This window comes from Tunturiibacter psychrotolerans (assembly GCF_051013365.1).
Taxonomy (GTDB): domain Bacteria; phylum Acidobacteriota; class Terriglobia; order Terriglobales; family Acidobacteriaceae; genus Edaphobacter; species Edaphobacter psychrotolerans_A.
In genome coordinates, this window is record NZ_CP132941.1 from 1,491,551 (window position 1) to 1,514,733 (window position 23,183).

The 23,183-nt window shown below is 56.7% G+C and carries 21 protein-coding genes, 1 tRNA gene and 1 riboswitch; of the genes, 16 read left to right on the forward strand and 6 right to left on the reverse strand.

The window, feature by feature from the left end:
- Nucleotides 1-101: 101 nt before the first annotated feature.
- Nucleotides 102-193, reverse strand: a tRNA-Ser gene (locus RBB76_RS06060).
- A 273-nt stretch (nt 194-466) separates the two neighbouring features.
- Here RBB76_RS06060 and RBB76_RS06065 point away from each other — a divergent pair.
- Nucleotides 467-1,846: an APC family permease gene (locus RBB76_RS06065; protein WP_429628298.1), complete on the forward strand. Its 1,380-nt coding sequence runs from the start codon at nt 467-469 to the stop codon at nt 1,844-1,846.
- Between the two features lie 6 nt (nt 1,847-1,852).
- On the opposite strand, the gene RBB76_RS06070 is transcribed toward RBB76_RS06065, so the two are convergent.
- Entirely contained in the window at nt 1,853-2,413 is a 561-nt protein-coding gene (locus RBB76_RS06070) for an inorganic diphosphatase (RefSeq protein ID WP_429628297.1), read from the reverse strand.
- A 137-nt stretch (nt 2,414-2,550) separates the two neighbouring features.
- Here RBB76_RS06070 and purS point away from each other — a divergent pair, with 137 nt between their 5' ends.
- From purS to RBB76_RS06145, 15 genes are all read left to right on the forward strand, one after another.
- Nucleotides 2,551-2,796 (forward strand): phosphoribosylformylglycinamidine synthase subunit PurS, encoded by a 246-nt coding sequence (purS, locus tag RBB76_RS06075; RefSeq protein WP_020716583.1) that lies wholly within the window; start codon nt 2,551-2,553, stop codon nt 2,794-2,796.
- Nucleotides 2,797-2,931: 135 nt separating this feature from the next.
- Nucleotides 2,932-4,041, forward strand: coding sequence for a uroporphyrinogen decarboxylase (hemE, locus tag RBB76_RS06080; protein ID WP_429628295.1), 1,110 nt, complete (start codon nt 2,932-2,934; stop codon nt 4,039-4,041).
- Complete coding sequence (gene hemH, locus RBB76_RS06085; RefSeq protein ID WP_429628294.1) at nt 4,038-5,060, forward strand: ferrochelatase; 1,023 nt, start codon at nt 4,038-4,040, stop codon at nt 5,058-5,060. The genes hemE and hemH overlap by 4 nt, the downstream gene beginning before the upstream one ends.
- Nucleotides 5,061-5,134: 74 nt before the next feature.
- On the forward strand, nt 5,135-6,517 hold the full coding sequence (gene hemG, locus RBB76_RS06090) for a protoporphyrinogen oxidase (RefSeq protein WP_429628293.1): 1,383 nt from the start codon (nt 5,135-5,137) through the stop codon (nt 6,515-6,517).
- Between the two features lie 58 nt (nt 6,518-6,575).
- Nucleotides 6,576-6,750, forward strand: a riboswitch (cobalamin riboswitch).
- A gap of 125 nt (nt 6,751-6,875) precedes the next feature.
- A complete protein-coding gene (cobU, locus tag RBB76_RS06095) occupies nt 6,876-7,430 on the forward strand; it encodes a bifunctional adenosylcobinamide kinase/adenosylcobinamide-phosphate guanylyltransferase (protein WP_429628292.1) in 555 nt (184 codons plus the stop codon).
- A complete protein-coding gene (locus RBB76_RS06100; RefSeq protein ID WP_429628291.1) occupies nt 7,427-8,818 on the forward strand; it encodes a cobyrinate a,c-diamide synthase in 1,392 nt (463 codons plus the stop codon). The genes cobU and RBB76_RS06100 overlap by 4 nt, the downstream gene beginning before the upstream one ends.
- A 62-nt stretch (nt 8,819-8,880) precedes the next feature.
- Nucleotides 8,881-9,921: a nicotinate-nucleotide--dimethylbenzimidazole phosphoribosyltransferase gene (cobT, locus tag RBB76_RS06105; RefSeq protein WP_433963559.1), complete on the forward strand. Its 1,041-nt coding sequence runs from the start codon at nt 8,881-8,883 to the stop codon at nt 9,919-9,921.
- Complete coding sequence (cobS, locus tag RBB76_RS06110; protein WP_429628289.1) at nt 9,918-10,682, forward strand: adenosylcobinamide-GDP ribazoletransferase; 765 nt, start codon at nt 9,918-9,920, stop codon at nt 10,680-10,682. Before cobT ends, cobS begins: the two co-directional genes overlap by 4 nt.
- Nucleotides 10,679-11,266 carry a histidine phosphatase family protein gene (locus RBB76_RS06115; RefSeq protein WP_429628288.1) on the forward strand — a complete coding sequence of 196 codons (588 nt, stop codon included), beginning with the start codon at nt 10,679-10,681 and terminating at the stop codon, nt 11,264-11,266. The genes cobS and RBB76_RS06115 overlap by 4 nt, the downstream gene beginning before the upstream one ends.
- Nucleotides 11,263-12,120, forward strand: coding sequence for a hypothetical protein (locus RBB76_RS06120; protein WP_429628287.1), 858 nt, complete (start codon nt 11,263-11,265; stop codon nt 12,118-12,120). The genes RBB76_RS06115 and RBB76_RS06120 overlap by 4 nt, the downstream gene beginning before the upstream one ends.
- Nucleotides 12,121-12,130: 10 nt before the next feature.
- Entirely contained in the window at nt 12,131-12,709 is a 579-nt protein-coding gene (locus RBB76_RS06125; protein WP_429628286.1) for a cob(I)yrinic acid a,c-diamide adenosyltransferase, read from the forward strand.
- Complete coding sequence (gene bluB / locus RBB76_RS06130; RefSeq protein WP_429628284.1) at nt 12,706-13,386, forward strand: 5,6-dimethylbenzimidazole synthase; 681 nt, start codon at nt 12,706-12,708, stop codon at nt 13,384-13,386. The genes RBB76_RS06125 and bluB overlap by 4 nt, the downstream gene beginning before the upstream one ends.
- A complete protein-coding gene (locus tag RBB76_RS06135) occupies nt 13,383-14,993 on the forward strand; it encodes a cobyric acid synthase (protein WP_429628283.1) in 1,611 nt (536 codons plus the stop codon). The genes bluB and RBB76_RS06135 overlap by 4 nt, the downstream gene beginning before the upstream one ends.
- Nucleotides 14,990-15,943, forward strand: coding sequence for an adenosylcobinamide-phosphate synthase CbiB (gene cbiB / locus RBB76_RS06140; protein ID WP_429628282.1), 954 nt, complete (start codon nt 14,990-14,992; stop codon nt 15,941-15,943). Before RBB76_RS06135 ends, cbiB begins: the two co-directional genes overlap by 4 nt.
- A complete protein-coding gene (locus RBB76_RS06145; protein WP_429628281.1) occupies nt 15,940-17,055 on the forward strand; it encodes a pyridoxal phosphate-dependent aminotransferase in 1,116 nt (371 codons plus the stop codon). Before cbiB ends, RBB76_RS06145 begins: the two co-directional genes overlap by 4 nt.
- A 4-nt stretch (nt 17,056-17,059) precedes the next feature.
- On the opposite strand, the gene RBB76_RS06150 is transcribed toward RBB76_RS06145, so the two are convergent.
- The 4 genes from RBB76_RS06150 to RBB76_RS06165 all read right to left on the reverse strand — a co-directional run bounded on the left by RBB76_RS06150 (nt 17,060) and on the right by RBB76_RS06165 (nt 23,182).
- Nucleotides 17,060-19,267, reverse strand: a complete 2,208-nt coding sequence (locus tag RBB76_RS06150; RefSeq protein ID WP_429628280.1) for a glycoside hydrolase family 9 protein — start codon at nt 19,265-19,267, stop codon at nt 17,060-17,062.
- Between the two features lie 417 nt (nt 19,268-19,684).
- Complete coding sequence (locus RBB76_RS06155) at nt 19,685-20,821, reverse strand: glycosyltransferase family 2 protein (protein ID WP_429628279.1); 1,137 nt, start codon at nt 20,819-20,821, stop codon at nt 19,685-19,687.
- The gene (locus tag RBB76_RS06160; RefSeq protein WP_429628278.1) at nt 20,811-21,650 is read right to left on the reverse strand and encodes a lysophospholipid acyltransferase family protein; all 840 of its coding nucleotides are present in this window, start codon (nt 21,648-21,650) and stop codon (nt 20,811-20,813) included. The genes RBB76_RS06155 and RBB76_RS06160 overlap by 11 nt, the downstream gene beginning before the upstream one ends.
- Nucleotides 21,647-23,182 carry a phytoene desaturase family protein gene (locus RBB76_RS06165; RefSeq protein ID WP_429628277.1) on the reverse strand — a complete coding sequence of 512 codons (1,536 nt, stop codon included), beginning with the start codon at nt 23,180-23,182 and terminating at the stop codon, nt 21,647-21,649. The genes RBB76_RS06160 and RBB76_RS06165 overlap by 4 nt, the downstream gene beginning before the upstream one ends.
- Nucleotide 23,183 lies beyond the last annotated feature (1 nt).

The following is a 23,183-nucleotide window of genomic DNA, read 5'->3' on the forward strand; positions in this document are numbered from 1 at the left end:
GAAGTAACGAATCACTTCGGCGTAGCACCTTTATCAGTGCTGGTACCTGAACATCTTCTCGTTTAGCCTTAGGATGTCTCGAAACTTCTTAGAGGAGGATATGGCGGAGAATGGGGGATTCGAACCCCCGATAGAGCTTTCGCCCTATAACGGTTTAGCAAACCGCCGCCTTCAGCCACTCGGCCAACTCTCCGTCTGTGTTGCGGTGAGCATCATGGGTACGCGATGCCCGGCTGTGGCAATTATAGCTTGAGGCTGGGGGAGGAAGACAAGGTGCTGCAAGATGACGCGGTGAATCTCGCTCTGAGCAAGGCGAAAGCAACCGCAGATCCCCTTCGGGGATGACAACCAAAAAGACTTAAGCGATCTAAAGACCCGCGACGATTTGCAGACGGAAAGAATAGAGGGTCGTGGGTGTTGATGGCTTTGGCTTCGTGGTGGGCGGGACTCGCTATATAAAGACTGAATGGCGCTGGGGCGGGTGGGTTTGGGAAGAACGATGGCGGGTGGGGGGAAGATACGGCTGCTGCCTCTGATTGCGGCGACGTACTTTATGGTTTCGGGTGGGCCGTATGGGCTGGAAGACATACTCGGCATGGCGGGGTATGGGTGGGCGCTGGTGCTGCTGGTGGTGGTGCCGGTGGTGTGGAGTCTGCCGACGAGTTTGATGGTGGGGGAGCTGGCGTCGGCGATACCGATGGAGGGTGGGTACTACTGCTGGGTGCGGCGGGCGCTGGGTAGATTTTGGGGGTTTCAGGAGGCGTGGCTGAGCCTGGCGGCGAGTGTGTTCGATATGGCGATCTATCCGGTGATCTTTGTGCTGTACCTGGGGAGGATTGAGCCGGCGTGGACGGCCGGGTATCGGGGGACGCTTTGGGCGCTGGCGGTGGTGGTGCTTTGTATGGTGTGGAATCTGTGGGGCGCGAGGGCGGTGGGCGAGGGTTCGGTGGGGATGTTCTGCCTGCTGCTGTCGCCGTTTGTGGTGCTGACGGCGGTGGGGGTCTGGAAGGGGCTGGTGGGGGGGCGTGGTTTGGGTACGATGGCGGTGCTCGGAGTTCCCAGGACGGGGGCGGACTTTGCGGGGGCGGTGTCGGTGACGCTGTGGAACTACATGGGGTGGGATAACGCTTCGACGGTCGCGCAGGAGGTGGAGCAGCCGCAGAAGAATTATCCGAGGGCGATGCTGGCGGCGGTAGGGCTGGTGGCGGTGACGTATGTTCTGCCGCTGGCGGCGATGGCGATGGCGGGGATTCCGGCGGAGAGGTTTTCGACGGGGGCGTGGACGGATGCGGCGAGGGAGTTGGTGGGGCCGTGGCTGGCGCTTTGCGTGGTGCTGGGTGGGACGATCAATGGGTTTGGGATGTTCAACGCGCTGGTGATGAGCTATACGCGGGTGCCTTATGCGTTGGCCGAGGAGGGGATGCTGCCAAAGGTGGTGGCGAAGACGAATGCTCGGGGGGTGCCCTGGGTGAGCGTGGTGCTGTGTTCGGTGGGGTGGGCGCTGGCGTTGAGGCTGTCGTTTGAGAGGCTGATCTCGATTGACCTGGTGTTGTATGGAGGGGCGCTGGTGCTGGAGTTTGTGGCGCTGGTGGTGTTGCGGGTGAAGGAGCCGGGGTTGGCTAGGCCGTTCAAGGTGCCGGGTGGTGTGTGGGGTGCGGTGGGGATGGGTGTTGGGCCGGTGGCGTTGATTGCGTTTGCGTTGTGGGCGGCGCGAGGGGAGCGGGTGGCTGGGCTGCCTTCGCTGGGGTTTGCGGCGATTGTGGCAGCGGCAGGGCCGGTGGTTTATTTTGTGGCTCGGGGAATGCGAAAGGGCCGCCTTGCGGCGACCCCTTCGGTGATGCGGTGATGATGGCTAGGACTTTTTTGGTACGGGCTTGGGGATGGGGTTGGTCTTGTTTTCGATGAAGCGCTGTTGGGCTTCGAGAACTTTGTTGCGGGCGAAGGAGGCATCGCGCCAGCCTTTGACTTCGACGCGCTTGCCTTCGAGGTCCTTGTAGATGGCGAAGAAGTGCGTGATCTCGCGGAGCATGTGGGGATAGATCTCGGAGAAGTTCCAGACGTCCTTGTAGCGGGGATTGTCCTGGCCGACGCAGAGGACTTTTTCGTCGCCTAGGCCCTGGTCGAGCATCTCGAGAACGCCGATGGGACGGACCTGCATGACGCAGCCGGAGAAGCTGGGGGTGTCGACGAGTACGAGGCAGTCGAGGGGGTCGCCGTCGTCGCCTAAGGTGCTGGGGATGAAGCCGTAGTCGCCGGGGTAGTGGACGGGGGAGTAGAGGTTGCGGTCGAGACGGAAGACGTGGAGCTCTTTGTCGTACTCGTACTTGTTGACACCCTCGTAGGGGATCTCGATGACTGCGTTGATGACTTCCGGACTGTTAGGCCCGACGGGGAGTTCCAGGTAATTCGTCATAAAGGCTGGTGTCTCTTCTCTTGTCCAATCGAAAGTGTAGGCTTGGCTGACTTCGCGGTTCGGTGGCCCAGCTGCCTGGTGGAGGTTCGCTACCTCGATTGAGGGCGAAAGCCGCACCTTGTCTATAATCAGACAAGATGAAGGCTCATGTCTATGTAACGCTGAAACGAACGGTGCTGGATGCCCAAGGGCAGACAGTTGCAGATGCATTGCGGCGAATGGAATATCGCGGCGTTGCCGATGTACGGCAGGGGAAATATTTTCTGCTGACTTTGGAGGATGGACTGGAACAGAACGCCGCGCAGGCCGAGGTGGAGCGGATTGCACGCGAGGTTCTAACAAACCCTGTTATTGAAGAGTTTACGTTTCGGCTGGAGGCCTGAGCGAAGGTTCTTGTGCGGTACTCGGGCGCTAATTTGGCATGAATTTTTCGCGTGTCACGAAACAGTTCCGACGGGCGCCGGTTCGCGCAGGCGCGCATGAGTGCTAGGCTTAAAAGGTTATAGAGGACGAGCCTTTTGAGTGATGCGATCGTGGAAAGTGCCGCAGTGACGGCTGTTGGCGGAGAGACGGGAGCGAGCCGTTTTGTGCGGGCCTGCCTGCGGCAGCCAGTCGACAAAACACCGGTGTGGTTTTTGCGGCAGGCGGGGCGCTATATGCCGGAGTATATGGCGGTGCGCAAGCACCATTCCCTGCTGGAGATCTGCCGGACGTCTGAGATTGCGGCGGAGGTGACGATTACGGCAGCAGAGCGGTTGGATGTGGACGCTGCGATCATCTTTGCTGATTTGCTGCTGCCATTTACGCCGATGGGTCTGGACTTCGAGTTTGTTGCTGGTGAAGGACCAGTGGTGCACACGCCTGTGAGGACGCTGGAGCATGTAAAGGCGCTGCGGACTGATCGCGTGGAAGAGCTGGAGTACGTTGCGCGAGCGATTGAAAAAGTTGCCACGCACTTTTCCGCGCCGCGTGCCGATGGGGACACGCTGGGAATTATCGGATTTTGTGGCGCTCCGTGGACGCTTGCTGGATACATGATCGAAGGTGGCAAGCAGGGCGGTGGAGATCGCAACTACATCCAGACCAAGAAGATGATGTACTCGGATGGACCTGCGTGGTCGCTGCTGATGGAGAAGATTGTTACCGTTTTGGTTGCTTATGCGAAGCAGCAGGTTGAAGCGGGCGCAGATGTAATTCAGGTCTTCGATAGCTGGGTGGGCAAGCTGAGCGTTCGTGACTATCGACAATATTGTCTTGGCTGGACGACCGAGCTGGTACAGCGAATCAAGGCGCTGGGTGTGCCGGTGATCTACTTTGGGGTCGAGACCGCTTCCCTGCTGCCGGCGATGAGTGAGACAGGTGCAGATGTGATTGGGCTTGACTGGCGGACGCCACTGGAAGTGGGCTGGAAGGCAGTTGGTGCCGGCTGCTCGGTGCAAGGAAATCTTGACCCGATTGCGCTGTTTGCGCAGGAAGATGTGTTGAAGGAGCAGGTACGCGAGATTCTCGATGCGGCTGCGGGACGGCCTGGACATATCTTCAATCTTGGCCACGGCATTGTGCCGGGAACCCCGGTTGAGAGTGTGATCCGCGTGGTGGAGTGGGTCAGGGAGTTGAGCGCGCGATGAGCTCTGAGACAAGCAAGAGTGCGGTGCTGCTGCTCGCGCATGGAACGCCCGATATGCTGGGCGAGATGGCGGAGTATCTGAGCAAAGTGACCGGCGGCCGAGCTATGCCGCAGGAGGTTGTGCAGGAGCTGCAGCATCGGTATGCGCAGATTGGGCTGCAAGAGTCGCCGGGCATGGAGCCGCCGCCGCTGACAAAGTGGACGCTGGTGCAGGCGCACATGCTGGAGCACGCGCTGGATGCCGGAAAAGTTTATGTAGGGATGCGAAACTGGCACCCCTATATCGCTGATGTGGTGGCACAGATGCGGTTGGATGGCGTGACGCACATCAAGGCAGTGTGCCTGGCTCCGCAGAACTCGCGGACGAGCGTGGGGCTTTATCGCAGGGCCGTGCACGCTGCGGCCACGGGGATGGAGGTTGAGTTCGTCGCGGGTTGGGCTGAGAGTCCTCTGTTGGCGGAGGCGTTCGCGGAGAAGCTGCAGCCTGTGTGGGCGAAGGCTTGCGCTGAAGTGGGACAGCGCGTGCCAGTTTTGTTCACAGCTCATAGCGTGCCGTGTCGAACGATCATGACGGGCGAAGCCTCTGTCGCTGGCGCGCGGCCGGGAACTCCTGTGCAGGATTCTCCGGACCCCTATCCGGTGGAGGCTAAGCGGACTGCGCAGATGGTGGCGGAGCGGATGGCCCCGGCTGGATTTGGTGACAAAGATTGGTACTTCGCGTTTCAGAGTCAGGGTATGAGCGGTGGTCCGTGGATCGGTCCAACGGTGGAGGACACACTCAAAGCGATCAAGGCGGAAGGACATGTGGGCGTGGTGATGCAGCCAGTGGGCTTCCTCTGTGATCACGTGGAGATCCTTTATGACATCGACATCGCATTCCGGCAGACCGCAAACGAGTTGGGCCTGAAGTTGTGGCGAGCCGAGAGCTTGAACGACTCCCCGGGGTTGGTGGAGGCGCTGGTGGAGGTCGTCTCCGGGAGATATAAAGCGACTGTCGACGAGGTCATGGTTCCGGCGTAGGTATAGGCTGTCATGAGGGCTGAAGGCGGGGGCTCTGGCCTCCGCTTTTGTTTGCGGGAATCTCTGGAGAAACGATGAAACGGGTTGCAATTGTGGGCGGTGGGGTAGCCGGGGTGACGGCAGCGTATGAGCTGGCGCAGCAGGCTCGCAAGGGCGTACCGCTGCAGGGAGTGTTGTTCGAAGCCTCGACGCGTCTGGGTGGAATCATCGAGACGGTCCATGAGGGTGAGTTTGTGATTGAGTGTGGGCCGGATGCCTGGTTGACGGAAAAGCCGTGGGCGCGCGAGCTCGCAGAAGAGCTTGGATTGGCTGATGAAGTGATGCCTTCGAATGACGCTACGCGTAAGACGTATGTGCTGATCGACAAGAAGCTGCAGGCTATGCCGGATGGCATGCGGATGATGGTGCCGGCTGACCTCGATGCTTTAGATCAGTCCGAACTGTTCAGCGCAGAGGCCAAGCGGGCTTATCGCGAAGAGCCCGGCAGAGCGGAGGAGTTGCGAGCGGCGGCTCCTGTAGGAGACGAGAGTGTTGCGGAGTTTGTTCGACGCCACTTTGGAGACGAGGTGTTGGAGAAGATCGGTGCTCCGCTGCTGAGCGGCGTCTTTGGTGGCGATGTGACGAAGTTGAGCGTGCAGGCGGTTATGGCTCCGTTTGTCATGATGGAGCGAGAACACGGCAGTCTGATAGACGCGCTGCGGGCGAGGAGTGTTGTAGCGAGGAAGAGTTCAGTGTTTACAACGTTGCGCAGCGGAATGGGAACTCTGGTGGATCGCATGGTCGCAGCGATTCCCGAGGATTGGATTCGACTTGCTGCGGAGGTACAGTTCATTTCGTGTGGCGAAGAAGGGTGGCTCGTCGGAACTGCTAGAGGCGTAGAGCGTTTCGATGCTGTGATGATGGCGGCGCCGGTTGACGTCGCTTGTTCTCTTCTGCAGCCGGTTGACGCCGAGATGGCTCCGTTGATGGAGATGGATGCCAGCTCTGCGGTAGTGGTCGGATTCGGATTTCCAGACGCCGCGAAGGTGTCTTTGCCGCAGGGGTTCGGTTTTCTTGTGCCTCCGGGATCGAATAGCCTGCTGCTCGCAGCGACCTTCGTCGATCAGAAGTTTGAAGGCCGCGTGCCCCAGGGGGGGCGGCTTTTGCGAGCTTTCTTCGGAGGCAAAGCTGCCGAACGATTGATGCGATGCGGGAATGACGAGACAGCCACAGTGGCGCGGATGGAGCTGGCAAGAGTCCTGGGGCCTTTGCCTGAGCCGCAAGTGACCGTTGTGCGTCGGTGGCCGCGCAGTCTTCCGCAGTATGCCGTGGGGCATCTGGAGAGGATGAAGAAACTCGATGGGCGAGTGAGAGCGATCAAGGGACTGTGGCTGCTTGGTAATGGATATCGCGGCGTGGGAGTGCCGGATCTGGTGCGGGATGCGAGAACTGCGGCGAGACAGATCGCGGAAGAATGAGAAGAGATGCCGCGAAAGTCGCGGAATTGTAAAGATTTGACCCGGCGGGTTGAGCGGGATAGTCTTTTCTACATCTGGTGTTGGGAAGACGGTGCAAATCCGTCGCTACCCCGTAACTGTAAACGCTGAGAGTTTTGGCGATTGGTATTAAGCCACTGGGATGCGTCCTGGGAAGGTAAGTCAAGATTCGCTGAAGCGTAAGTCAGGAGACCTGCCAGGGCCGATCAGGCTGATTCAGCTTCGCTGGGAGAGCTGAAGAGCATTCTCGCCGACTGCATTCAGGGTCTGCACGAGCGCTGCCTAACTACATTCCCGCTCTGCTCGATTGCTTCGAAAGATGCCGGGCAAGGAGCTAACGATGCAGGAGATGCGCCACAGTTCCATCACTCTCGTACTTGGCGGCGTTCGCAGCGGCAAGAGCCGCTACGCGCAACAGCTTGCAGAGCGAGAGAGCCACGTGATCTTTGTGGCGACAGCGAAGGCTTCCGACGACGAGATGCATCACAAGATCGAGCGGCATCGTAGAGAACGCCCTGCGGAGTGGCTCACAGTGGAAGAGCCGCTGGAACTGGTTCAGGTGCTGGAGCAGCGAGCACGCGACTGCGATGTGATGGTTGTGGACTGTCTGACGGTCTTTGCGGCGAATCTTCTAGAGACTGAAGGCGACGACCAGGATGCCATCGAACGACGTGTTGGGGCTTTGTGTGTCGCGTTGCAATCGGCGAGTTGCTCCGTTGTGTTGGTGTCCAATGAGGTGGGCAGCGGAGTGGTACCGGCGTATCCCCTGGGGCGTCGATACCGCGATCTGCTAGGCGAGATCAATCAGAGCGTAGCAAGGATCGCCGATGATGTGGTGCTGATGGTGGCTGGACTTCCGCTCGCTTTGAAGGGACACCTGGAGGTGACCCTGTGAGAGCTCTACTAGTGTCAGGCACAGCGAGTGGCGTGGGAAAAACGACGGTCGCGCTGGCGATCATGTCTGGTCTGCGGCGACGCGGCCTTGCGGTGCAGCCATTCAAGTGTGGGCCTGACTTTTTGGACACTGGCCACCACACGAGGATATGCGGGCGAAAGGCTCGAAATCTAGATACATGGATGCTGACCGAAGAGGCGAATCGACGTGTTCTGCAAAATGCCGCGCGTGGCGCGGATGTTCTCGTCGCTGAAGGCATGATGGGGTTGTTCGATGGAAAGAGCGGGAACACGGAGACTGGAAGCACTGCGGAGATTGCCAAGCTTTTGAAGCTGCCTGTCGTGCTCGTCGTAGACGCGGCAAAGACTTCCAGGAGCATCGCGGCGGTGGTGCTCGGCTTCGAGATGTTCGACCCAGAGCTGCGGCTTGCAGGAGTGATTTTGAATCGCGTCGCGACAGAACGACACTACGAGATGCTACGCGCGGCGATTGAGACTTCGTGCAAGACGAGAATTCTAGGCTGGCTGCCACGTGATCCGGCGATTACGATTCCCGAGCGCCATCTCGGTCTGCAAGGAGCGGCTGAAGCTGCGGTAGAAGATGATGCTGCAATTGATACGCTGGCGGCGCTTGCGGAGAAATATTTCGATCTTGATAGATTGGTTGAGCTGCATTGTGAGTTGGATCTGGATGAAACGGGAGTTGCCGGAATAGAAAGTTCGCGAGTGGCTGAAGGCGTGCGAATCGGTGTTCCATCTGATCACGCTTTCTCGTTCTACTATGAGGACAATCTGGATCTTCTTCGCGAACAGGGCGCTGAGATCGTTCGGTTCAGTCCGCTGCGCGACAGGTCTCTTCCAACGGGGCTCGATGCGCTTTACCTCGGCGGAGGATATCCGGAGCTTCATGCAGAACGACTCAGCAGCAATCGTCAGATGATCGAGGAAGTTCGTGCTTTTGCTGCTTCGGGACGACCCATCTATGCGGAGTGCGGTGGGATGATTTACCTCTCCGAGAGTCTTAAGACCGCCGAAGGCATGAACTACGAGATGGCTGGAGTCCTGCCACTTTCTATAAAGATGACCGGCAAACTTGTGCAGTTCGGATACGTCAGGGTGAAGTTTACCGAAGACTGTCTCCTGGGCCCCAAAGGAACGACCGTCCGCGGACACAGCTTTCACTACTCGTCCATCGTCTCTCGCGGAGACATTGCGACGAGCTATTGCGTGGAGTACTCGATGTCGGGGAAAGAGGAGTTTGAAGGATTCCGGCAAGGGAATGTTCTGGCGAGTTATGTTCATCTGCATCTGCGCGCAAATCCCACAATAGCGCGAGATTTTGTCGCTGCGATCCGACGGGCGCGCACCTTGCAGACGGTGACGGCGTGAGCGGACCTGGAGACCGGAGGGACGGTGTGAACACATCAAGTCAGATGATCGACTCTAAAATCATGTTGACCATTGAGCCCCCAAGTCAGCAATGGCTAATGAGGGCACGAGCGCGTTTGGATCAGTTGACCAAGCCGTTGGGCAGCCTCGGCACACTTGAAGATCTTGCGGCGCAGATGGTGTCGATCCGTGGGGAGGCATTTGCTGAGCCGATGCGAAAGGCAGTCTACGTCTTTGCCGCGGACCATGGAGTTACAGCTGAAGGTGTCAGCGCTTATCCGAGCGAGGTAACCCGGCAGATGGTGCTCAACTTTCTTTCTCACGGAGCTGCAGTCAATGTGCTCGCGAAGCTCCATCGAGTCGATATCAACGTCGTGGATGTTGGTGTCGATGCCGACTTCGACCGCATCGACGGGTTGCTGCACCATAAAGTGCGCAGAGGAACACGCAGCATGATGCGAGAGCCGGCGATGAGTGCGAATGAGTTGTCCGAAGCGCTCGATGTTGGCTCCAAGCTTGCGGATTCTGCGATGGAGAACAGCTACAATCTGGTTGCAGTCGGAGAGATGGGGATCGGCAATACGACGGCAGCCAGTGCAATTACCTCTGCACTCACGCGCGAGCCGGTTAATCTCATCACGGGCAAAGGAACGGGGTTGAACGCCGAGACCCTCAAACGCAAGTGTCTGGTTATCGAAGCTGCTCTAGCGAAGCATTTTGATAGTCTCCCTGCTAACCCACTCGACGTGCTGCGTTGTGTTGGCGGTCTGGAGATTGCCGCGATGACTGGCTTCATACTGGGTTTGGCAAGACATCGGATCGCAGTCGTCGTGGACGGGTTCATCTCTGCTGCAGCCGCGGCGATCGCATTTGCAATCGCGCCACAGGTAAGCGGCTATCTCTTTGCAGGGCATCAATCGGAAGAACCAGGCCATCGGGTGCTGCTTGAATACATTGGATTGAAGCCTATTCTCGCGCTAAATATGCGGCTCGGCGAAGGAACAGGTGCCGTTCTGGCGATGCCGATCCTCGAGTCTGCGCTGTGCCTCTATAACCAGATGGCGACGTTTGAATCAGCCGGCGTCAGTGAGGCGAAGGATTGAGTGCAACGCGACAGATTCGCAACTTAGGATGGGAGCTGGCAACTGCCTTCCAGTTCCTTACGCGACTCCCCATGCCCTCGGCAACATTCGAAGAGGATTCGCTGTCACGGTCAGTTAAATTTTTTCCATTGGTCGGTTTAGCCGTAGGCTCTGGAGCAGCGCTGCTGCAGAGTGTCCTGATAGTCCACCTGGCTCGCCCACTTACTACGTTCGTGGTGCTGACCTATCTCGTGTTGATCACCGGGTGCCTGCACGAGGACGGACTCGCGGACACGGCGGACGCATTTGGGGGAGGCTGGACCAAAGAGCGCGTATTGGCCATCCTGAGGGACAGCAGGATTGGAAGCTACGGAGCGATCGCGCTGGTCTTATCTCTACTGGCGCGATACCTGCTTCTCGCTTCCCTACCTATGGAGCGCTTTATCGCGTACGTCATCTCTGCGCATGTCCTGTGCCGGTGGAGTTCGCTGCCGCTAAGTTACTTTCTCCCTCCAGCGCGCGAACAGGAGGGGCAGGGGGCACGTATTGCCAAATTGACCTCATTCTCCTCGCTTCTGTTCGGCTCTGCTTTGAGCACCGCGATCGTTATCTTTGCGCTGCGGAGATCTTCCGTGGCTCCTCTTCTTGTTGCTCCACTTATCGTTTTAGTGAGTGGGTGGTTCTACAACAAAAAGATTGGCGGTATAACTGGCGACTGCTTCGGTGCAACCAATCAGCTTACGGAGATCGCGATTTATTTCTGCGGAGTATGGATCGTATGAACAGCATCCTTTTCATTCGACACGCAGAGACGGACATGGCCGGAACCTTCTGTGGCCACTCCGACCCCGATCTGAATGCACGCGGCCACAAGCAAACTGCTGAGCTGATCGATAAACTCCGTTCAGAAGAGATCGATACCGTCTACACGAGTGATCTGCGTCGAGCACAAACGACGGCAAAAGCCATTGCCAGCGCATACGGAGTCGAATGCATAACGCGTCGAGCACTGCGCGAGATCAATTTCGGCGAATGGGAAGGTTTCACCTGGAAACAGATTGAGGAGCGAGATGTAGCCTATGCTCGTCGGTGGATGGCCGAACATCCTCTGGTACCAGCGCCCGAAGGCGAGACCTTTCGCGATTTTGAACAGCGTGTCCTCGGGGAAGTTACTTTCTTAGCTGCGCAAGCCGCAGAGCGAAGTATTGCGGTTGTGACTCACGCAGGGGTACTACGTACTGTGCTGTGCTCACTCCATCAATACAGCGAAGAAGATGCGTGGCGACAGACGAAGCCTTACTGCACAATCGTTCGACATACTGTTGTGGCACCGCCTCAAATGCATTTCGTGAAGGCGCGCTCATGACCGCCGCGAAGGTTATCGTGCGTGAACTGATCGCCTGGGATTTGGATGACTACCCCTATCGGGATGCAGCCGCAGGCTTTGGCCCAGCAGAGTTGCGCGAAAGAACTGAGCGTGCGAGCGCCAAATTGGCCGAACGAGATCTATACGCGGGGACCACTGCACTGCTCGAACGAGAGACCAAAGACATTCAAGATCTGCTTACAGTTGCCGCGCAACGGGAGGATTTGCGGCAGGAGTACGAAAATCTTGACTGGACCTTAGCCGTGATCGACCTGCGCTGCCTGCTGGCTTTTCAGCGCAGACTGGTCTTCAGTTCCGGGTCGAAGGTCTTAGTCACTCCAGAACGGCATGACTGGCCACAATTGATCTCGATGGCGATTGGCTCCCAAAGAAGCACCGAGCATGTTGTGATTCATGACCTGAGCGAAGACGATCGATTGGAGATTCGTCTCCATTCGAGCAACCCGGACCTGCGATTGCGGTTTCATCCGAAGACGAGCCCAGGTGAGTGTTTGCCGCTTTCGCTTTACGGGGGCAGTCCCTTCTTCGAGGTGACAGAGTTTCGCGGACGATGGTTTTTGCGCGATGGCTATCATCGCGCCTACCATCTGCTACAGGCGGGAGTCGATCGCGTGCCGGCTGTGGTGATCTATGCCCGGAGCATCGAGGAGGTGGGGGCAACTGCCCCATGGTTTTTCAATGAGGAACAGTTGTTTTCTGATCGTCCTCCGCAGGTCACTGATTTTCTCGATGACAATCTGATCCTGCGCTACGAGAGGACAGCTCTTCGTAAGGTCATTCGAATTCATATCGAAGAATCGCTGGAACCATTTGACGCGACCGAAGGAAAATAGGAGAAAGATCATGAGCATTGCAACGAAACGTGGAGATGGCGGACAGACCGGGTTGGCTGGTGGAATACGCATCTCGAAAGCAGATCTGCGAGTAGAGGCTTACGGCACAGTTGACGAGTTGAACTCAACTCTGGGATTTGCCCGAAGCATCTGCACGGACAAAGAGATCTGCGACTGGACCGAAACGATTCAACGCACGCTGTTTCGGGTAGGATCGGCACTAGCTACTCCTCCCGAGAGCAAGAAATCTCCGCCGTCTGTTTTGCCGGAGGATGTCGAAGCACTAACAAAGCTGGTGCATCAGATCGAAGCAACTGACGGCATCCTCGCTGATTGGTCGTTACCTGGGGCACATACTGAGTCGGCTGCGTACGAGGTGGCTCGCACGGTTTGCCGCAGGGCAGAACGCAATGCTGTGCGGCTTGCAAACAGTGGAGTAGAGCTAAAGCCTGAGATACTCGCATATCTCAATCGGCTGTCGGATGTGATCTGGCTCTTCGGCAGACTCATTGAAGTTAAGGCCGGCGTGGATGCTAGGCTGCGCAGTGGCGATACTGCAGGACCGAAGTGGTCAAGGGCCTGGAAATGACCAGAGCTGAAGGATTCGATGAGAATGAGCGGAATGCTGTCTACCGCGCCATCCGCGAGCGGAGGGATGTGCGTCGTGGCTTTCTGCCTGAGCCTGTTCCAGACGAGCTTTTGCATCGACTGCTTGACGCCGCGCATAACGCACCTTCCGTCGGTCTGATGCAGCCATGGCGATTTATTGTTGTGCGTGATCTCGCTGTGCGACAGAAGGTACATGAGATTTTTCTCAAAGCAAATAAACAGGCGATGGCGAATTACGAAGGAGAACAACAGCAGAACTACTCGGGCATGAAGCTCGAAGGAATTCTCGAAGCGCCACAAAACCTTTGCATCGTTTGTGATTCGCAGAGTAATCAAGGGCATCAGCTGGGGCGACGTACGATGCCTGAGACTGCGATCTACTCGGCCGTCTGCGCGGTTCAGAATCTGTGGCTCGCCGCAAGAGCTGAGGGAATCGGCGTTGGGTGGGTGAGCATTCTGGAGCCACATTCCTTGCGCAGCACGCTGAAGATTCCAGAGCAAATTACACCAGTAGCTTATTTGTGCCTTGGTTATGTTGACGCGTTTTCGAAAGAGCCGGATTTGGAACGTGCAGGCTGGGAAAAGAGAACACCGCTGAAGAGCGTGCTCTCGTTCGACGAGTACAACAGCGATTGGGGTGAGGGAGGATTAGCTTGACGAGAGCGCGAGCGATTATGGTTCTGGGAACGGGTTCGCATGTCGGCAAGTCGTTGCTGACCGCAGCTCTGTGTCGGATTTTTGCGCAGCATGGCTATAGCGTTGCTCCGTTCAAATCGCAGAACATGTCGTTGAACTCTGCGGCCACCTTTGAAGGGTTGGAGATTGGCCGTGCCCAGGCACTGCAGGCGGGGGCCGCTGGAGTTGCGGCATCGGTTCACATGAATCCTATTCTCATCAAGCCGTCAGGAGATCAATCCTCACAAGTTGTCGTGCGCGGAAAGATCTGGGGGCGTGTGACTGCGGCCGACTATCATCGACGACGCATCGAAGAGCTGTTGCCGATTGTCCGCGAAAGCTATGACTACCTTGCCTCCCGGTTCGATGTCATCATTCTGGAAGGTGCCGGTTCGCCCGCAGAGATCAATCTGAAGCAGCATGACATCGCGAATATGCGAATGGCTGAGATGGCAGATGCCAGCTGCCTGCTGGTCGGCGACATCGATCGTGGAGGAGTCTTCGCTTCTCTGCTTGGCACGCTCGAACTACTGGACACTGAAGAACGGGAGCGCGTTCGGGGATTCGCGATTAATAAATTTCGCGGTGACGTAACGCTTCTGGAGCCCGGCATTCGAATGATGGAAGAACGAGTGAACAAGGCGTGTCTGGGTGTCGTTCCGTATTTACCTTCGTTGATGCTCGAAGAAGAAGACAGTCTTGGCCTGCCGACTATAACCCAGACTAAGTGGACCGTAGAGCAAACTGTAAACAGTTCCGCTGACCGTGCTTTGCGGATAGGCGTGATTGCGCTGCCCTCTTTTTCGAACTTTACCGACTTTGATTCCTTGCGAGCGGAGCCGTCTGTGTCTTTGCTGTTCTGTCGAACTGCTGAGGCAATTGCCCAGGCCGATGTAATCATTTTGCCGGGCAGCAAGCAGACCGTGGATGATCTCCTTTGGATGAAAGAATCCGGCTTGTATATTGCCTTGCAAGAGTACGCCCATACAGGTCTTATTGTCGGTATCTGCGGAGGCATGCAGATGCTCGGCAAGACAATTAGTGATCCCTCCGGAATGGAGCATAGCGGATCGGTTTCGGGACTTGGCTTATTGCCTATTCGCACTACTATGCAAACGGAGAAGGTAACTCGCAACGCGCGAGGAGAGATGGCCACCAAGGTTTTATTCGGACAGCAAGTTACACAAAAGGAGCTTGCAGGGTACGAGATTCACATCGGGCATACCGACTATGAAGCGGGAGCAAAACACTTCTCTAGCCTTGCATGTAAAGACGAGCGGTCAAACACAAGCAGAGACGGATGCATAAGTGCCGACACGCGCACTTTCGGCACCTACCTGCATGGAATCTTTGAAGAGGATAGTTTTCGGCATCAGTTTCTTAGCGCGGCTCGTGGGTTTTACAAACTCTCGTCACCGCCTAAAGTGAATTTATGGAAACACCTTCGAGAAGACTCACTGAATCGACTCGCCTGCGAGGTCGAAAGAACGCTCGACATGCGGGCAATCTTCGCTTGGGCTGGCCTCACTTATGATCCGCCTCTCTCGGAAGACATGCTCTCACTCCGAGGTGAAGGTGTGGCAAGATGAGCAGTCGAAGCGTTCTTGCTGCGGCATATCTATTCGACTGGATTGCCGGCGATCCAGAATGGTTCCCGCATCCCGTGCGGTTGATCGGTAGAGGAATCGACAAGGGAGAGCGAGTTTTACGACGCCCTGGGCAGACTCACGCAGCTGAGCTTGCGGCGGGCGGGGTGCTGACCTTGGGCATGGTCGTTGTGGCTTATCTGAGTGCGGCGAAGACCATCGCATGGATGAAGGAGCGAGACAGGCGGTTGGGCTTTGTCGCAGAGACGCTTTTGGCTTGGACATGCCTCGCATCGCGCAGTCTGCACGATGAGGCCTCTGCTGTAGTGAACGCTCTTGAAAAACACGACATCGTTCTGGCACGACAACGTCTCTCGAGAATCGTCGGTCGCGATACTCAGTCGCTGAGCGAACAGGAGATTAGCCGCGCAGTGATCGAAACCGTCGCAGAGAGTTGCTCGGATGGTGTCATCGCGCCTCTCTTTTATTTGGCGCTCGGAGGGGTTCCGCTCGCCATGTCCTACAAGGCGGTCAACACGCTCGACTCTATGATCGGTCATGCAGACGACAGATACTTTCACTTTGGCAAAATTGCTGCGCGACTGGATGACGTTGCCAGCTTTGTCCCCTCCCGGCTGACGGCTTTAGGTATTATCACGGCCGCTCTTATAGAAGATGCGAGTCCCACAGCTGCGCTTGAAACATGGCGTCGCGACAGTGCCAAACACAAAAGTCCGAATGCCGGACAACCGGAGAGCGCCATTGCCGGCGCACTCCAGGTTCGTTTGGGCGGGGAGAATTATTACGCGGGCGAGCTCTTAGCTTCGCCTCTCATTGGAGAGGAATTTGCAGGACCAACGGTACAGAAGGCGAAGCAGTCAATTCGAATGGTCGCAGTTGTCTCAGTAGTCGGAGCACTTACTGCGTTGTTGCTGCACCGAGGACAACGATGACGCCACCCACGGAGATTTTGCTGCCAGCGCATGGCGGTCAACTTCGTCAGATCGCTGCCCGGTATGGGTTCGAGCCGGGGCAGCTCATTGATTTCAGCGCCAACATCAATCCAGCTGGTCCTCCTGCGTCGGTGCTCATCGCACTTCAGCAGGCTCTCGCTGATCCTGCCGTTCTAGTTGCCTATCCCGATCTTGAATTGACCGAACTCAAGAAAGCTTTGGCAGAAGCCTCGGGGATCTTCCCCGAAAATATCGCAGTCGCAAATGGTTTTGTGCCACTCCTCGAAGCAGCTCTGCGTTCATTCAAGATTGCTCGGTGCCTTCTACCTGTGCCATCGTTCAGCGAGTATAGGCACACACTCACGAACGCTGGCGTCGAGGTTGCTCATTATCATTTGGCCCAGGACGAGGGATTTTCCTACCAGCCCGAAACGCTGCTACGAGCTGCGTTGCAAGGTGATTGCGATGTACTTCTGTTGGCCAATCCGCAGAACCCCTCTGGCGCACTTTGCGGGGCCCGCAGGATGCGAGACCTGATCGAAATGGCAGCAAAGCACAGAATCAAGGTGCTGCTCGATGAAGCCTTCATCGACTATGTTCCGACCCACTCCCTAATCCGATCCGCGATCGAGTTCGAAAATCTAATCGTGTTTCGTTCGGTAACGAAATTTTTTGCGATTCCCGGGCTGCGCGTGGCCTACGCGGTCGGTGGGGCTTCGTCTATTCAGAACCTGAATAACAGGCTTGCTCCATGGCCGGTCTCGAGTTTGGCTTCAGAGGCTGTCTCGGTCGCTCTCCATGACGACGCCTACATCGAGGAGACCCGTCGAGAGAATCATCTGCGACGAGTGTGGCTGGAGCGAGAGCTGGCTCGCTTGAAGATCTTTACCTATCCTTCGAGCACAAATTTTTTGCTGCTTCGATTCGCTGCAGATGTGGACGTGCAACTGCTCTGGGAAAAGATGATCGCGGAGGAACAAATTGTGCTTCGCTCGTGCGCTAACTTTGAAGGATTGGCACCGGTGCATCTACGGATCGCAGTGCGGTCGGAAGCAGAAAACGAGAGATTGGTTCACGGCCTGGAGCGTGTGCTGGTAAGAATGAAGAGATGAATCGCTAGAATTGAGGGTGTTTTGCCAATCTCCATGACCACATGAGGAAGGACGTCGAAGTAAGGTCGATACCCGGCTCCGTCGTGCTGTAAGACTGCACATTGTCCTGGAAGACCGCAGCCTGGGATCGGTTAAACGTGCCACTATTCCCATTGAATTTCTTGAAGGTATCCACTCCGTTGGCAGGACAGAGAATCATGTCTCCCACGACGCCGCTGGTCGCAGAGCTGGCCGGGCCTTCAGTTGCAGCACCCCATAGAATCGGAGTTCCTCCGGACGTCCCATTCAGGGCTCCCACGAGGTTGGCAACCTGATGTTGAATGCAGTTGGGGAACGTGCTGCCGTCGCCAACGATGAAAGAGGATCCCCACGAGTTAGCGCCCATGATATTGGCTAGCCAGCGCTGTGAATACTGGTTGTAGCGGGGAGAGTTCGTAAGCACATATGCCTCGCTTGCCATCACCGACAGACCGGCCCCATGCGATGTCGTATCACCCGCGCTCCATTGGACGCCAAAGCCCCAAGGATCGGAGTCAGCCTGGGCGATGGCGTCGTCCACCTGGCGGAGTAGTTGGCTGCGGATAGCCGACTTCGAGAGTGCCAGGCCGCCCGGATCACCAGCCAGCTGCATAGCACGGTAAAGTTCAAAGTGAGCGAGGCCGCTGACATCGTAGAGGTTGAGCGTATCGGTGAAGCCCGGCTCGTAGATGTTCACAACATAGTTTTTAGCGAACTGCGCCGCTTGTCTCAGATAGAAGCTTGCATCGACCTGCGGCAATCCTGGGGGGACGTCTTGCTCCTCTGCCGCGGAACGTAGCGCGAAGTAAAGTTCCGTAGCGCCGAGTTCCATGTCATCTTCCCAGACGCTCTCCGGGTAGCCGTCAAAGGGTGCGATGGTCAGCAGACACGTTGGACATGAGCCGCCCCCGTCAGAAGGTGCGGGATCGGGATAGGTCGTGTCCGCACGCGCAAAAACATCTTCGGCCTCTTTCAGGCATCGATGGGCGAGCCCCGGATCTTGCTTGCGATTGAGTTGGTAGCACAGGCTGAAGTCCGCCGCGAGGCGTCCAGCGAGGTTCGGGCTGATTTTGGAGGCCGACGGCGGCGCAACGAATACCGGTCGGTTGCAGATATAGAAAGTAGTGAGCGGATCGCACGGCTGCGGGTCACCAGGCTGCTGGAATTTGTCGGCGGCCTGGGGAAGCGTCCAGATGTCGTACTCAGTGATCAGGCAGTAGGGAGTGTTGTAGGTCCCTCCACAATTGCCGCTCGCTGACGAAGGATCGCCTTCTCCGTAGTAGTTCCAGTCCTGCGAATTGTCGACCTGGTAGGCGAGCGTTCCCGTCGAATCATCCCACATCTTCAAGAGCCAATCGACGCCGAACTTCGCCTCGGAGCTGAAATCTGAGGAGACAGGGCCACCGTGGCTGTTTCCCGCATAAGAAACTGAGTTCGGCGGGGCTGGCGGATAGAACTGGGCAGACCTTCCCATCTGATCGGGGAAGTCACGGACACCGATCTGCATGAGAGCCGCGGTGTAGCTGACGGTTTGCACATATTTTTCGTAGTCGCCAGCGTCCCACCAGCCACCCGCGGCATCGATCTTCGACGAGCTAGCCGGGCTCAGGGGCGGAACCGGAGGCACATTGTTGATGAAGTCATTGTCGTCCAGCGGAGGAGTCAGATAAGTCTGGGCACTCTTGTCCTTCAGGTGTCCGGGAGCGGTGCGCAGTTCATTGCGGATGAAGTCCGGCCCGTCGCGCTGCGTTTCAAAGAAGAAAAGCGAGTTCACCAGCAGCCCGGGATAAAGAACCTCCGGTCGGTCGACCGCAAAACGGGGCGAGCTCGCCGGCACCGGTCCTGAGACACTGATGGAATAGCTGTGTCCGGATGGAACGTTGAAATCGAGCGCGTAGACCTGATAAGTGAGCTTCTTGCTATTCGACCAATTGCCCGAGAGAGCGCCGACCTTGCCGCGATACGCGACGTTGCCCGCGTCATCGATCACTTCGAACAGGGCACCAGCCTCAGACGCGGTCGACATCAAATACGCACGTGCAGGAAGAGCCCCCGCTTCGTAGCCAACCTGATTCACGCGTACATACGCCGACTCGCCACTCGCAACGCAAGCACATAGCGAAAGCGTCAACGCAAAGAGACCGGTCTTTAACCCTTGAAGGCAAACGGATGAATGGTGATTAAGCAGCGTCATTTGCGAACCTCCTCGCGCCGGCAATCGCACTATTAAATCGTTTGAAATTGGAGAGTAACCAACGATCTCGGCAAATGTCAACTGCTGATTAGTTTTCTGAATACTTGGTTACCGCCAAGAACGAGGCAGGCCACATGTCGGGGAGAGAAGTAGCCGCCAACCGCATCGGGGTCGCGTGGTATCGCGAGCGATCAGCACCATCTGCAACTGGCACCATCCGCAGGCCATTGGATCGGTGCCTAGTTTTTGATAGTTGTTGGTGAAGTAGGTCTTTTTGTCGATGCCGGCAGGTACTGGGTCGGGCAGATGCGTCTGAATGCTGCGCAAGTCTTTAACCAGCTTCGCGAGGTATTGCGGATCATGGTTGAACGTCTCGCAGACTCGTACCCAAAAAGATCCTGTCTAGGTGCCTTATTCTTATAATTCAGAATAAGATCGATCTTTCCATGTAACACTTCCGCCTGCTAATTTTCGCGTAAGAGCGTACCACTGGATAGCGAGCAGTATTCCAATGCCGAGGGGATGCAACAACGCCCCGCGCCAGCTCTGGCGAAATCGGTATGCCCCCAGAAAACGTGGCAGCCACGCTCCAGCAATTGCGACCAGCACATAGACACTCTCCGCAACGGAAGATCCTCCCACCAGCCATAGCCATGCTGCCAGCGCGAAAGGGACTATCTGACCCAGGAACAAAAGCAGGCTGATCGGCAAAATTCTTACCGGCGCCGCGAGTCCCTCCGTTGCATTTTTGGCGAGCCCTTGCAGCACTTGCCAAGCGTTGCGGTACATTCTGCACGTTGCAAGATTAGTGAGATCGGTTAAATCTGTTTGATATCCGCATTGCCGGAACAACCTCGGAAGAAGAAGCCCGTCGTGCATCGTTGTCTTGATAGCCGCATGGCCACCGCATGCAAAGTAATCTTTGCGTTGAACGAGAATGAACTGCCCGCAGCCCGCCGCGAACGACGGATCGGTAGTGTTTCTCATTCTTTCGACCGGAAGAAACCCGAGGAGGACAAAATGAATGAGAGGTAGCAGAAGCCATTCAAGCCAGGTCTCTGTTATCTGCCGAGGGAAACCACTGACTAACCCCCGTTGGCCTCGTATCAGGACCGCTGCCACACGAGCAAGGCACTCCGGGCTTAGTCTTACGTCCGCGTCGACAAAACAGAGCAGATCGTGCCTGGCAGCATGCGCCAGGTCCCAACACGCATGTTGCTTGCCATTCCAACCGATCGGCAACGTTTGAGTACGCTCGAGTCTGACCCGCGCATCTTTCTTCGCGATCGCCTCGACGATATCAGCCGTTCGATCGGTCGAGCCATCGTCCATCACGATCACTTCGAACGCCACGCCGGTGCTTGCAAGAACGCTTTCCACTGCGGCGGCAATTCCATCCTGCTCATCTCTCGCTGGAATCAGAACAGAGATCGCGGGCAGGGACAAGGACCCGGCTTGCGGAGGAGGCACATATCGCCGCCAGTTTACGCAAAACAATACCGCGGGCGCCAAAGAACAGAGCATCACCGCTATTGTGAAGACGTCAAACATCATCGCTACGCTCCTTGCAGGAGGCAAGATCCTTACCGCACTCTGGCAGGACCGTATGTTCCACTTGATAAGGCCGTCCGGTCAAGGAGGCTTTCAGTTTCTGCCATCCTCCATATAGACCGCCCGTGCCGAGCTTTCCATGCGATAAGGTATCGAAGTTTCGTGCATCGCGTTGCATGGCGGTGAAGCGTAGAGTGTTCATCGCCGTCTCCAACGATTGCATCAATTCCAGTTGCAACTTCTCCAAATCCTGTGGTGAGTCAACCCTAAGTGGCTCACCAAAGTGCAGCAAACATTCTGGCAAACGCTCATCCCAGAAAGGATACTCGATGGCGAGCGGGACTACTGTGCACCAACCGGTGCTTGCAGCTACTCTCGACGCCAGAGCAGAGAGACCCGGCTTGAACTCTAGCGGCCGCGCCCTGCTATCAACGAAGCGTCCCTGCGGTGTTATCCATACAACTCCGCCCGACGCCAGGATTGCTTCGCTGGTTCTCAAAAAGGTCACCGCTCCACGAGCTGAGTTCATCTCGACTCCAAAGATGCCTACCCGCTTCAAAACTGGATATCGCTCGAGAGCAACTGCATCCATCGGAGCATAGTGCCGCCGGGTGTCCATGAGTCTCTCCGCGAGATAGATCGAAACCATCGGATCCCACCATGAACTGTGATTTCCAAACACAATCACAGGTCCAGCCTCTGAATGCGCCAGCGCGGAAAATCTATCCGCTCCGCTGATCCTTATGGCATGAAAGTGCCTTCGAAAGTAGCCGCGAACGATTCTTCGGAAGAATCGAAGGGCTGGCATCGAAATAGCTGGCGCATTCGTCATCGGTGAGCATCATGATCGAGTGAATCCGCCGCGATCCATCCCGACATCATTACCATAGGCATTCCGGGGCCGGGATGTGCGGCTCCCCCGGCAAGATACATTCCTGCCAGTTCCTTACTGCGGTTGGCCGGCTTGAACGCGCCTTGGAAGACACCGTGGCTTGAGATCCCGTAGATCGCTCCGTTCAGCACCCTGTATCGTTCATGAATATCCTGAGGGGTTAGCGCCGCTTCAAAGACGATACGTTTTTCGATATCCTCGAGGCCTGCGGTCCGCTTTAGCTTATTCAAGATCACCTGACGATACTCAGGTAGCATTTTGGACCAATCATGATGTTCGCGCAGATACGGTGTGTGTACGAGTACGTATAACGCTTCGCCGCCTTCAGGAGCGCTGGTTGGATCGGTCGAAGCCGTTGCGGCAAGATAACACGTGGGATCGGGAGCGGGCTCACCCACCTCATAGATTGAGTGGAATTCCTCATGAGGGTCACGCGAAAAGACGAAGTCATGATGCGCCAGATGTTCGTACCGCTTATTCAGCCCGAGATAGAGTACTACGCCGGAGCACGCTGGCTCATAGTGTCGCTTATGTTCAAATTGCTGTGCGGCGGCTCCGCCGACGAGTTCACGGTGGGTTCGCACCGCGTCTTCATTCGAGACCACAGCGTCGAAATGATGGACCTTGCCCAGCGTCGTCACGAGCCCAGTTACCTTACCGCCGGCTCGTCCTCCGTGCCGAGGGACGTCCGTTAGAATCCGTGATACGTCTGTCTCTGTATGAAACACCACACCAAGTTCGCCAGCCAGCTTCACCAGAGCCTCTGGCACCGCACGTGTTCCACCGAGTGGGTACCAGATTCCTTCTTCCATCTGCATGTGTCCGATTGCACAAAGGATCGCAGGCGAAGCATCGGGTGAGCTTCCCACATACTGCACAAAGTGATCGAGCATCTGTGCCACATTCGCATCCGGGATGAACTCTCGGATTGTGCCCGCAACCGTCTTACCCAGCCTCATCCTCATCACATCTTTAAGAACCTTGATGTCAAACGCTCCGCCCAGGTCCATCGTGTCTTTCATCGACCCGATCGATCGCCAAAAGAAGAACCGGTCGCTGATTGAGTGCAATTGCTTTGAAGTCTCAAGAAACTTGAGGTAGCCGGCGCCCATCCTTGGCCAGAGAGCCTCCAGTTCCTTCGCCATCTTGGAGGCGTCGTCGCGCAAGTCCATATTTGTTCCATCTTCGAAGAAGCATCGCCACTGTGGATCGAGTCTTACCATGGGCACATAGTCTTCCATGCGTCGTCCAGCTTCTTCGAAGATTCTTCTCAGCACCGAAGGCTGAATTAAAATCGTCGGTCCCATGTCGAAACGGAAGCCGGCGGCACGCAACTGTGCAGCCTTCCCCCCAATCCATGCATTCTTCTCGAACACCTCCACCTGGTATCCCCGGGCAGCCAGCGTACAAGCCGCCGCCAGCCCAGCCAATCCGCTACCGATCACTCCAACTTTTATTTTGCCGTCCTGCATG

Bases quoted from the DNA above. Each gene is read 5' to 3' on its own strand.
- RBB76_RS06115 (WP_429628288.1), top strand. From the start codon at position 10,679: ATGAACAGCATCCTTTTCATTCGACACGCAGAGACGGACATGGCCGGA.
- RBB76_RS06125 (WP_429628286.1), top strand. From the start codon at position 12,131: ATGAGCATTGCAACGAAACGTGGAGATGGCGGACAGACCGGGTTGGCT.
- hemH (WP_429628294.1), top strand. From the start codon at position 4,038: ATGAGCTCTGAGACAAGCAAGAGTGCGGTGCTGCTGCTCGCGCATGGA.
- RBB76_RS06120 (WP_429628287.1), top strand. From the start codon at position 11,263: ATGACCGCCGCGAAGGTTATCGTGCGTGAACTGATCGCCTGGGATTTG.
- RBB76_RS06165 (WP_429628277.1), bottom strand. From the start codon at position 23,182: ATGCAGGACGGCAAAATAAAAGTTGGAGTGATCGGTAGCGGATTGGCT.
- hemG (WP_429628293.1), top strand. From the start codon at position 5,135: ATGAAACGGGTTGCAATTGTGGGCGGTGGGGTAGCCGGGGTGACGGCA.
- bluB (WP_429628284.1), top strand. From the start codon at position 12,706: ATGACCAGAGCTGAAGGATTCGATGAGAATGAGCGGAATGCTGTCTAC.
- RBB76_RS06160 (WP_429628278.1), bottom strand. From the start codon at position 21,650: ATGACGAATGCGCCAGCTATTTCGATGCCAGCCCTTCGATTCTTCCGA.
- RBB76_RS06145 (WP_429628281.1), top strand. From the start codon at position 15,940: ATGACGCCACCCACGGAGATTTTGCTGCCAGCGCATGGCGGTCAACTT.
- RBB76_RS06070 (WP_429628297.1), bottom strand. From the start codon at position 2,413: ATGACGAATTACCTGGAACTCCCCGTCGGGCCTAACAGTCCGGAAGTC.
- RBB76_RS06150 (WP_429628280.1), bottom strand. From the start codon at position 19,267: ATGACGCTGCTTAATCACCATTCATCCGTTTGCCTTCAAGGGTTAAAG.
- cbiB (WP_429628282.1), top strand. From the start codon at position 14,990: ATGAGCAGTCGAAGCGTTCTTGCTGCGGCATATCTATTCGACTGGATT.
- cobU (WP_429628292.1), top strand. From the start codon at position 6,876: ATGCAGGAGATGCGCCACAGTTCCATCACTCTCGTACTTGGCGGCGTT.
- cobT (WP_433963559.1), top strand. From the start codon at position 8,881: ATGTTGACCATTGAGCCCCCAAGTCAGCAATGGCTAATGAGGGCACGA.
- purS (WP_020716583.1), top strand. From the start codon at position 2,551: ATGAAGGCTCATGTCTATGTAACGCTGAAACGAACGGTGCTGGATGCC.
- RBB76_RS06155 (WP_429628279.1), bottom strand. From the start codon at position 20,821: ATGATGTTTGACGTCTTCACAATAGCGGTGATGCTCTGTTCTTTGGCG.
- RBB76_RS06065 (WP_429628298.1), top strand. From the start codon at position 467: ATGGCGCTGGGGCGGGTGGGTTTGGGAAGAACGATGGCGGGTGGGGGG.